Source organism: Nonomuraea deserti (genome assembly GCF_004348685.1).
GTDB classification, from domain to species: domain Bacteria; phylum Actinomycetota; class Actinomycetes; order Streptosporangiales; family Streptosporangiaceae; genus Nonomuraea; species Nonomuraea deserti.
This window is the reverse complement of record NZ_SMKO01000045.1, coordinates 43872-54642: the sequence shown is the minus strand read 5'-3', so window position 1 is coordinate 54642 and position 10771 is coordinate 43872. Positions and strand designations below refer to the sequence as shown.

Below are 10771 nucleotides of genomic sequence, written 5' to 3'. Positions count from 1 at the left end.
GGCGGCGGCACGCCCGACCCCGACCCCGACCCCACGGTCACGCCGACCGACCCGCCGCCCGGCGACAGCGGCTGCACCGCGACGTGGAAGGCCACCGACAACGGCTGGGCCGGCCACTTCCAGGGTGAGGTGACCGTGCGCAACACCGGCGACAGCGCGCTGAACGGCTGGACGGTCTCCTGGACCTACGGCGGCGGGCAGGCCTTCGACGGCACACCCTGGAACGGCGTCCTGTCCGGGCAACCGCCCAACGTGAGTGTCAAGAACGCCACCTACAACGGCCAGCTCGCGCCGAACGCGACCACCTCGTTCGGATTCAACGCGACCGGCTCGATCCCCAACCCGGCACCCACCTTGACCTGCACCAGCCCGTGATCAGAACGCGTCGCGGGCTTGTCGCGGCGATCGTCACCCTGGCCGGCCTGACCCTGGCCGGGGTGATGTTCTTCGCGGGCAGGCAGCCCTCCGCCCAGCTGAACGAAGAGCTCGCCGCCCAGGTGACCATGATCCTGGAACGGGCATCGACCGGCGAGCACCACGCACACGGCCACCACTTCGAGTCGGACGTCGTGTGCGCCGTGGAGCCGTTCGGGACCGAACCGGCCGACGCGTCCTCCCTCGTCGAGGTGAAGTGGGTCTACGCCCGCCACCTGTGCGCCATCACCGGCGAGAGCAGCGAATGGCCGGTCTCCGTGCGCGCCTCGGGGCCCATCGCCGTACGCCTCGGCATCCCACCGCTGATCAAGGTGCCGGAGGCGGGCGCGGGTTACCCGGAGCGGGTCAGGCGGCTCATCCCCCCGCGATATCACGAGGAGGCGTTCGCCGGCTTCTCGGACGACGCCGCCATCGAGGCGGCCAAGCAGCGCTTCGCGCAGGCAACCCCGGCCAGGTGACGACGGCCCGGTCACAGCGGCCCGGTCACAGCGGCCCGGTCACAGCGGCCAGGTGACAGCGGCCCGGTGACAGCGGCCCGGTGACAGCGGCCCGGTGACAGAGGCCAGGTGACAGACACGAACGGACGCGGCGCCGACTGGAGGTATCGGGCCGCGTCCGTCCCATCCGGGCGGGATGTGTCACAAGGCAGGTTTGTTGCTTCGCCTCACCTCCTCATACGCAGCCGGGGGCCGACGGGTTCGACCCGGGGTCAGATGGCGGTGCAGGTGATCGGATCGGGTGTGGCGGGCGTTCCGTTCGCGATGAAGCCGAACGTGGTGGTGGCGCCGGGGGCGAGAGAGCCGTTCCACGCCTCGTTCGCGACGGTGACGGCGGAGCCGGAGACGGTGTGCCTGCCGCCCCAGAGTTGCGTGATCGAGCCCTGCGACGTCCAGGCGACCGTCCAGCCGCCGATCGCCTCCGTGCCGTCGTTGCGCACCGTCACCTCGGCCTGGTACGCGCCGCCCCACGTGTTCGTCACCTCGAACTCCGCCGCGCACCCGCTGGTGGGCGCGGGCGTGTCGGAGGTGGTGAACGTCGTGGCGTCCGACGGCGGCGAGGTGTTGCCCGCCGCGTCCCTGGCCACCACGTGGGCGGTGTATTCGGTGGCAGGGGTGAGCCCGGTCAGGTCGTAGGACGCGTTCGTGGCCGTGCCTACCTTGGTGGACCCCAGGTAGACGTCATAGCCGGCCACTCCCACGTTGTCCGTGGAGGACGTCCAGCCGAGCCTGGCGGTCGAACCCGTGATCGCGGAGACCGCGGGCGTGCCGGGCTTGCTGGGCGCAGTGTCGTCCTCCACGTCCGGACCCGGGGGCTCACCCCAGATCTTGGAGTCGCCGCTGTAGAGGGTGATGCGCTCGGTGCTCTCCGGCGTGGCGCCGGGCGTGGTGGGGATGCCCTGGTACGACCAGTCGTCGGAAGGGTCCCACGTGCCCGCGCTGGAGATCCTGAACTGCACCTCCCTGCGGTGCTGCGACTGTCCTGCCGGGGCGATGTCCTCGCCCGAGCAGTCGATGCGCACGTAGTACGTGGTGCCGCCCGCGGTTTGATGGTCGCGCTCACTGGGCCCTCGCTGGTCACGCAAGCTACCGCTCTCGGGCCTGAGCGTTCGCCGCTCCGCGTGGAGGGTGGGCGCCGCGCACTGCGTGTAGGCCGACGACACGCTGATCTGCGAGGCGGTCGTCGAGCCGTCGAGGGTGAAGTAGTAGCGGAACGAGCCGTCGGACAGCACCCTGGCGGGCCAGGCCGACCGGTTGCGCACGATGGCCTTGATCTCCGTGAAAGTCGAGCCGGAGGCGTTCACGCCCGCCTCGACGAGGATCTCGGGGCCGTCCGGGGTCTCCTCCTGTGGGAAGCCCGCCGCGGGAGCGCCGCCGTACTCCTGGTAGAGCCGGGCCAGCGCGCTGGTGAAACCGGCGTTGTAGTCGGTGGCGACCTCGTTCATGACGTAGTCGTCCCGCTCGTCGGTGTAGGCGTCGTTCGGGTCGGGCGGGCCGCCGACGAGCGCCCCGTACAACGTGTGGCGGGTCTGCTCGGGGTTGGTGATCTGGTCGGTCCACGAGCCGTGCGCCGTGCGGTGATGCGGGTTCTCGGGCGGGTTGTTCCCGAAGCCGATCACGTACGAGGAGTTGCGCGGGTTGTCGCCGAGCGCGTAGTCGATCTGGCTGACCGCGAAGTCGTGGTAGCGGGCCTTGCGGGTCGCGTCGGTGATCGAGTCGCTGTGCACGAGCGCCGCGAACGCGGTGTTGGCCGCGTACCTCAGCGACCCCCACCGGTCGAGCACGGCCTGGCCGCCGGGCGAGTAGGCGACCTTCGACCCGTTCACGCCGACCGTCCACCAGTCGAGCCAGCGGTTGGCGTCGTCGAGGTAGCGCTGCTTGCCGGTGAGCTTGTGCAGCAGCACGTAGGCGCCGTAGGACTTGTCGTCCCAGGCGATCGTCCACTTGTACGACTTGGTGCTGGTCTGCGGCTCGTTGCCGAGGTTGTCGTAGCCGGCCTCGGCCTTGGCCAGGTAGGAGGCGTCGTCCGTGGCCCGGTAGAGCCAGATCGCGCCCCACACCAGCTCGTCGTTGTAGCCGCTCCAGGAGTTGTAGTAGCTGGAGGCGTCGGTGATGCACTCGGTGTACTTCTTCCTGACGGTGTCGGCGAAGGAGTACAGCTGCTTGGCGTGCGTCACCAGCGTGTCGGCATACGCCGGATTTGTCGGGCGGAAGACGATCGAGGAGGCCGCCATCGCCGCCGCCGTCTCCCCCGCCAGGTCCGACCCGCCGCACGAGGCGTCGATCCGGTACGCGGGCCGCTCCATCTGCATCGCCTCGGCCGGGCCCCACCAGGCGTGGTCCGTGCCGCCGTTGCCGACCTGCCCGTAGAGCACGTTCGGCGACGGGTGGGCCTTGATGAAGTAGTCGTTGACGAACTTGAGGTTGTCGAGCAGGTGGGAGAGCTGGCCGGAGTCCGCGTACGCGTCGCGGTACTCGACCGCGCCCCAGGCCAGCATGGTGGCGGAGAACGCCATCGGGAAGCCGAACTTGACGTGGTCGCCCGCGTCGTACCAGCCGCCCGTGAGGTCCACGCCCACGTCGTCGCCGTCGTCCATGCCCGAGTCGCCGCGCCAGGAGACGCGGTTCCAGTCGGGCAGCTCGCCCGACTGCTGGGCCTCGTAGAACCACAGGGACTTCTGCAGCGCCTCGCCGTAGGCGAAGGCGGGCTCGGCGGCGCGGGCCGCCGGCCCCGCCCCTGTCACCAGGGGCAGGACCAGCGACGCCGCGGCTATGAGAGCTGCCTTTCTCACGGGAAGAGCCGCCCGTACTCGGCGAGCGCGACGGCGACGTCCACCTGCGCCCAGAACCGGTGGTAGTTGAAGACCGGCGCCTCTCCGCCGTTCAGGAAGGCCTCGACCTTCGGCCAGTCGGGGTCGTCCTCGTAGAACGACCTGATCGACAGGAACGTGGAGTCCTCGTTGATCGGGTCGCCGTTGGGCATCTCGCCGCTCCAGCCCGGCGGCACGTACACCGGGTCGTCGATGCGGCGGTAGTCGGCCTTGGTCTCCGGCACCGACACGCCCGCCTCGTCGCGGTTCTCCCAGACGCCGTCGAGCAGCGCCTTGGCCGTGTCACGCGCCTCGGCGTGGTTCGCCCTGGCCGCGTAGTACATCAGCACCTTGGCGTAGGCGCCGGCGACGCCCACGTCCTGCGTGTGGTCCACGACGGTCACGTGCAGGCCGGGGTTGGCCGGCGGCATGCCGGACGTGGCGGAGAAGTCACCCGCGGGCGCGCCGCTCCACCGCAGCGTGGACGGGATCTCGTAGCTGCCGTCGGCGTTGACGGTGGTGTTGTCGAGAGCCCACTCCACCCACTTGTCGAGCAGCGCCTTGGCGTCGGCGTTGCCGGTGACGTTGTAGAGCTCGGCCACCCGCTCCATCGTCCACGCCTGGAAGCCGAACCACTGGTTCGACGGCGGGTCGTGGTAGACCGGCTGCCAGTCGTAGGTCATGCCGTGGAACTTCGGCAGGTCGCTGGGCGGAGTGCCGTAGTGGCCGTCCCAGCTGTTGGTCGCGCCGCCGGCGATCGCGCCCTCGTCCGACTGCAGCCAGGTGTAGAACTGCAGCTGGCGGGTCAGGCTGGTGCTCCAGTCGGAGGAGCCGGTCGCGCTCCTGGGCTTGAGCTCGGCCACGTTGGCCAGCGCCCAGGCCGCGAACGGGTTCTGGTAGCCGGCGTGGTTGTGGCTGGAGCCGATGCGCCAGGCCCATCCCGCGCTGGAGTCGGTCGCTCCGCCCCAGGCGTAATACCAGTTCAGCAGGTACGCGGCGGAATTCTTGCCGGAGCCCGCCGGGCACGAGGGGCTGGTGCAACCGGGCTGCTTGAAGTACTTGTCGTACATCGCGTAGCGCAGGTAGTCGCCCATCTTGGCGGCCTTGGCCACCGTCTCCGAGATCTCCGACTCCTTGTCCTGCTCCTTGGCCCAGGTCAGCGCCCAGTACGCGGCCTGCACGGCCCGCGCGTCGGCGTCCGGGGCGTTGGTGTACTTCCACTGCCTGGCGTAGGCGCTGTCCTCGATGAACAGGTCCAGGTAGCCGTTCGGGCCGCCGTGCTCGAACGTGTCGCAGGACGGCTGCGGGATCGTCTCGAAGACCGACTCCTCCGGGCCGCGCTGGTAGGTGTTGATGTAGGCGGGCCTGGTCGTGCCGTCGCCGCAGCGGCCGAAGCCGTAGGTGTTGTCGACGTCGAGCAGCCAGTGCATGCCGTAGATGTCGCGGGTGCCGTACGCGCTCTGCAGCTCACTGGCCAGCGGGTCGGAACCCACGGTGACGCCGGTGTCCATCGCGGTCGGGTAGTTGCTGATGTCCAGGTGCTCGGCCGCGTACGTGGCCGGCTTGGACGGGTCGTAGAAGGAGTTCGTCGGCTGGTCCTCCGTGGACGGGATGATGTACGTCTCCAGCGAGGTCCACGCGTCGTTGAACTTCGACCAGTCGCCGGTGACCTGCCCGTAGACCGCCTCCAGCCACAGGTAGTAGCTGTAGGCCTCGGACGTGGTCTCGTGCCCGTGGTCCGGCGCCTCGACCATGAACGTCTCGATCGAGTGGTACGGCACGCCTTCGGGAGAGAAGTAGCCGTTGTCCGGGTCGTGGAGCTCGTTGTAGAGCTCGACGAAGCGCTGGACGTACTCGTTGCCGCCGCCGACGTCATTGTCCGCCTCGTTGGCGGTGACCTCGACGGGGTCGTAGCCGGTGGCGCTGACCCGGAAGACGGCCGAGCCGCTCGTCGTGTCGGAGTCGTCGGCCGCCGCCAGCGTGACGTCCTGCTCGGTGTCCCAGTTGGACGGCGTGAACGTCCTGGTGGCGCCGCTGGAGACGGTGAGGTCGGCGTCACCGCCGGCGCGGGCGACCGAGACGCTCACGTTGGACGAGGGCGCCTGCGACAGCTTCACGCCGAAGCTCGCGGTGCCCTCCTCGGGCACGGACAGGCTGGTGGGGCTGACGACGAGGGCGGGGCCGGTGTTCTGCGTAACGGTGATCCCGACGGGCGACGAGGTCGTGGTCGCGCCGCCGTCGTCGGTGGCGCGGGCGGTGATGGAGTAGCTGCCGGCCGCCACGCCGGTCCAGTTGTAGCCGTACGGCGCCGAGGTGTCGGTGCCGAGCAGGGTGGAGCCCTGGTAGAAGTCGACCTTCGAGACCGTGCCGTCGGAGTCGGCCGCGTTCGCCGCGATGGCCACGCTCGCCGGGGCGGTGTAGGTCTGGCCGGCCGTGGGGGCGGTCAGCGACACGGTGGGCGCCGCGTTCTCGCCCTCTCCGCCGCAGGTGGTGCCGTTGACGCTGAACGACGTCGGGTCGGGGTTGCTGCCCGACCAGGTGCCGTTGAAGCCGACGGAGATGGACGCGCCGCTGGCCAGATTGCCGTTCCACGGCATGTTGGTCCCGGTGACGCGGGTGCCCGACTGGCTCCATTGGGCGCCCCACCCGCTCGGGGTGTACTTCTGGCCCGTGGTCGGATAGTCGAACGCCAGCGTCCACGAGCTGAGCGCGTCGCCGGTGTTCTTCAACGTGATGTTGGCGGTGAAGCCGCCCTGGCCGGGGCTGCTCGTCCATTGGTTGGCCGCATAGGTGACGTCACAGGCCACGGCCGCCTGGGCGGGGGCGGCGGCCACGGCCGCGGTCGCGCTCGCCACGAGGACGAGGGTCGTGGCCACGGCCAGTCGCCTCGATAAGCGCGTCAGGATGAGTGGAGGTCTGTACTTCACGGGGTCTCCATGGGAGTAGGGGGTGTGGGAGCGCTCCCACGATGGATTGTGGATGCACCCCGGCGTATGTCAACGGAATGGCATCCGGGTAACCCCCGTGTTTCCTCTCACCAGGCTGCCCGGGATGAAAGTTTCATCCCCGTTCGATGGCATTCAGCGAGCATGCGGGGCGGCGGAGAGGTTGGCGGGAGCGGCCCTCTGTACACGGCTGCGAGTCCGGCTCACCATGGGAGCGCTCCCAGCCACCTAGCACTGGAGATGATCGCTCGTGAGACTCCAACGCGGCCTCCGCAAATGGGCCGTGACCATGACCGCCGTGAGCGCCGCGGCCTTAGGACTCGTCGTCGGCCAGAGCACGGCCGCGAGCGCCGCGGTCGCCTGCGACGTGACCTACTCCGCCAATTCGTGGACGAGCAGCCCAGGTCAGGGCGGTTTCACCGCGAACATCACGTTGAAGAACACCGGCGACGCGCTCAGCTCGTGGACGCTGGCCTTCGACTACCCGACCACGGGCCAGAAGTACACCCCGAGCGGCTGGGGTGCCAGCTGGAGCCAGTCGGGCACCCGCGTCACCGGCACCAACATGTCCTACAACGGCAGCCTGGCCAGCGGCGCGTCCATCTCCGTCGGCTACAACGGCACCTGGTCGGGCAGCAACCCCGACCCGACGTCGTTCAGCGTCAACGGCACCACCTGCGGCGACACGACCCCGGCCAACCCGTCGGTGGTCACCTCGTCCAGCGCGGTCGCCGTGGACGAGGGCGGCACGGCCACGTTCACGGCCCGGCTCTCCGCGGCGCCCACCTCCAACGTGACCGTCACCACCACCCGCACCAACGGTGACGCCGACCTGACCGTGAGCTCGGGCGGCTCGCTGACCTTCACCCCGTCCAACTGGGACACGCCACAGACCGTGACCCTGGCCGCCGCCCAGGACAGCGACACCGCGGCGGGCACGGCGTCCTTCAGCGTCACCGGCACCGGCGTCACCGGCGCCACGGTCACCGCGACCGAGGTCGACGACGACGCCGCCACGGAGCAGTCGATCATCGTCTCGCCGACGTCGGTGACCGTACCCGAGGGCTCCAGCGGCACGTACACGGTGCGCCTGGCCGAGCAGCCCTCGTCGAGCGTGACCGTCACCTCGACGGCGGGCAGCGGCGACGCCGACCTGACCGTCTCCTCCGGCGCCAGCCGCACGTTCACCACCTCGAACTGGAACACCCCGCAGACCGTGACCCTGGCCGCGGCCCAGGACTCCGACACCGCCAACGGCACCCGCACCTTCACCGTCGCCTCCACCGGCCTGACCTCCAGGACGGTCACCGCCACCGAGGCCGACGACGACGGCGGCACCAACCCCGGCCCGCACGTCGAGAACCCGTACGCCGGCGCCACCGGCTACGTGAACCCCAACTGGTCGGCCAAGGCCGCGGCCGAGCCCGGCGGATCCGCGGTGGCCGACGTCTCGACCGCCGTGTGGATGGACAGGATCGCCGCCATCGGCGGCTCCGCGAGCGCCATGAGCCTGCGCGAGCACCTCGACGAGGCCGTCAGCCAGGACGCCGCCAACGGCTCCGCGCCGCTGACCATCCAGGTCGTCATCTACAACCTGCCCAACCGCGACTGCTCGGCGCTGGCCTCCAACGGCGAGTTGCGCATCTCGGAGGACGGGTTCAACCGCTACAAGAACGAGTACATCAACCCGATCGCCGACATCCTCGACGACCCGCAGTACGCCAACCTGCGCATCGTCACGATCATCGAGCCCGACTCGCTGCCGAACCTGGTCACCAACATCGACAGCTTCGAGGACTGCCGCGAGGCGAACGGTCCCGGCGGCTATCGCGACGGCGTCCGCTACGCGCTCGACCAGCTGCACGCCATCTCCAACGTCTACACCTACGTCGACGCCGCCCACCACGCCTGGCTGGGCTGGGACTCGAACTTCCAGCCCGCGGTCGACCTGTTCTACGAGACCGTCGCCGGCACCCAGGCCGGCGTGGACAGCGTGGACGGCTTCATCGTCAACACCGCCAACTACTCGATCACCACGGAACCCCACTTCACCATCAACACGACCGTGAACGGCACCTCCGTCCGCCAGTCGGACTGGGTGGACTGGAACTACTACATCGACGAGCTCACCTTCGCCCGCGACCTGCGCGACCGCCTGATCGCCAAGGGATTCAGGAGCGGTCTCGGCATGCTGATCGACACCTCGCGCAACGGCTGGGGCGGCTCCGACCGTCCGGGCGGCCCGAGCTCCGCGACCGACGTCAACCAGTTCGTCGACGAGTCGCGGGTCGACCGGCGCATCCACGCCGGCAACTGGTGCAACCAGAGCGGCGCCGGCATGGGCGAGCGGCCGACCGCCAGCCCGGCGAGCGGCCTGGACGCCTATGTCTGGGTCAAGCCTCCTGGCGAGTCCGACGGCTCCAGCGAGGAGATCGACAACGACGAGGGCAAGCGGTTCGACCGGATGTGCGACCCGACCTACCGCGGCAACGACCTCAACGGCAACAACCTGACGGGCGCGCTGGCGAACGCGCCGATCTCGGGCCAGTGGTTCTCGGCGCAGTTCCGCGAGCTGCTGGCCAACGCCTACCCGCCGGTCAACTGATGCCTGGCGAGCCGGTGGGACCCGCCTGACCCGGATCCCTCCGCCCGCCTGACAGGGCCCGGGCGCACGAGAGTGCGGCCCGGGCCCTTGATCGTGATCCGCTCAGGTCACGCCTCGTGCCCTGCGCCACTCGGACACGACCTCATCGACGTCGTAGGACATCAGATTGAGCGGCGGGCCCGACAGCCCCGTCCTGATCGCCTCGCGGATGCGGCTGTTGATGTCCTCGACGATGCTCCTGGCCTCGGCCTCGGTGCGCGCCCCCCGTGCCTCTGCCAGCGCCTGCTCGGCGTCTTTGCGCAGCGCCAGCGTGGGCGGCAGGGGCATCGACAGGCCCTCGCTCTCCACCTTCTGCTTGATCCACCACATGTCGCCGGGATCCCGCTCGAGGCCTGGCAGCGGCTTGCCCTTGCCGGGCAGGTCGTCGAACTCGCCGCGCGCCTCCGCCTCACGGATCTGCCGGTCGATCCAGCTCTCGTAAGGCATCCCCGGTGGCTTCCGCTCGGTCACGTGCGACTCTCCTTCAAGCCAGGTTGTGGACGGGGGCGATCGGGCCGCGCCAGCCGAGCACGGCCTCGGTCATGCGTACGGACGCGACCGTCGCGGCCACGTCGTGCACGCGCAGGATGCGGGCGCCCTTGAGGATCGCGACGACGTTGGCCGCGATCGTGCCCTCGGTGCGCTCGCCCTGCGGGCGGTCGAGGGTCTCGCCGATGAAGTCCTTGTTGGACAGCGCCACCAGCGTGGGGTAGCCCATAGAGGTGATCTCGCCGAGCCTGCGCGTGAGCTCCAGCGAGTGGTAGGTGTTCTTGTTCAGGTCGTGGCCCGGATCGATGATGATCCGGTCGGCCGCAATGCCCGCCTTCAGCGCGAACTCGACCCGCTCGCGCAGGAAGCCGGCCACCTCCGTGACGACGTCCGCGTAGCTGGGCCGGGCGATCCGCCGGCCGGGGCCGCCGAGGCTGTGGGTGACGACCACGCTGGCGCCGGTCGCCGCCGCGGTCTCCGCGATGCCCGGCTCGCGCAGGCCGTTGGTGTCGTTGATGACGTCGGCGCCGGCCTCGATGGCCGCCCTCGCCACCTGGGCCCTGTGCGTGTCGACGGAGATCACGGCGTCGGTGATGGCTCTGACCTGGGCGATCACCGGGACGACGCGCTCGATCTCCTCCTCGGCCGGGATCTGCTCCTGGTCGGCGCTGAAGGCGAACCCGCCGACGTCGACCCAGTCGGCCCCGTCCGCGACGGCCTTGCGCGCCGCCGCGACGGCGCTGTCGAGCGCGAAGGTGCGGCCCCGGTCGTGAAAGGAGTTGGGTGTCCTGTTGACGATGGCCATGATGGCGACCTGGCGCTCGAAGTCGAACTCCCGCCGCCCGATGCGCCGGACCGGGGAGATGATCCCGAGCTTGGGTGTGTCGGCGCTCACGTGGTGGTCCCTTTCCGTCTCCCGCAGCCTACCCGGCACCCCGCCAGGTCAGACGG

The 10771-nt window shown here is 69.9% G+C and carries 7 protein-coding genes; 3 read left to right on the top strand and 4 right to left on the bottom strand.

Annotated elements, in window-relative coordinates; translation table 11 throughout:
- Nucleotides 1–375, top strand: a 375-nt coding sequence (locus E1292_RS18945; RefSeq protein ID WP_181958256.1) for a cellulose binding domain-containing protein, incomplete at its 5' end; no start/stop codon positions are given.
- Nucleotides 372–893, top strand: a complete 522-nt coding sequence (locus E1292_RS18940) for a hypothetical protein (protein WP_132596539.1) — start codon at nucleotides 372–374, stop codon at nucleotides 891–893. The genes E1292_RS18945 and E1292_RS18940, both read left to right, overlap by 4 nt.
- 251 nt (nucleotides 894–1144) lie before the next feature.
- Here E1292_RS18940 and E1292_RS18935 read toward each other — a convergent pair whose 3' ends face one another.
- Together E1292_RS18935 and E1292_RS18930 are read right to left on the bottom strand one after the other, a co-directional pair.
- Nucleotides 1145–3778: a glycoside hydrolase family 9 protein gene (locus E1292_RS18935; RefSeq protein WP_132596538.1), complete on the bottom strand. Its 2634-nt coding sequence runs from the start codon at nucleotides 3776–3778 to the stop codon at nucleotides 1145–1147.
- Nucleotides 3721–6618, bottom strand: a complete 2898-nt coding sequence (locus E1292_RS18930) for a glycoside hydrolase family 48 protein (protein ID WP_246090192.1) — start codon at nucleotides 6616–6618, stop codon at nucleotides 3721–3723. The genes E1292_RS18935 and E1292_RS18930 overlap by 58 nt, the downstream gene beginning before the upstream one ends.
- 319 nt (nucleotides 6619–6937) lie before the next feature.
- Between E1292_RS18930 and E1292_RS18925 the strand changes: the two genes are divergently transcribed.
- Complete coding sequence (locus tag E1292_RS18925; protein WP_281284045.1) at nucleotides 6938–9292, top strand: glycoside hydrolase family 6 protein; 2355 nt, start codon at nucleotides 6938–6940, stop codon at nucleotides 9290–9292.
- 102 nt (nucleotides 9293–9394) lie between these two features.
- Here the strand turns inward: E1292_RS18925 and E1292_RS18920 are convergent, their stop codons facing one another.
- Complete coding sequence (locus E1292_RS18920; RefSeq protein ID WP_132596537.1) at nucleotides 9395–9802, bottom strand: DnaJ family domain-containing protein; 408 nt, start codon at nucleotides 9800–9802, stop codon at nucleotides 9395–9397.
- 13 nt (nucleotides 9803–9815) lie between these two features.
- Nucleotides 9816–10715, bottom strand: a complete 900-nt coding sequence (folP, locus tag E1292_RS18915; protein ID WP_220446925.1) for a dihydropteroate synthase — start codon at nucleotides 10713–10715, stop codon at nucleotides 9816–9818.
- Between the last annotated feature and the right edge of the window lie 56 nt (nucleotides 10716–10771).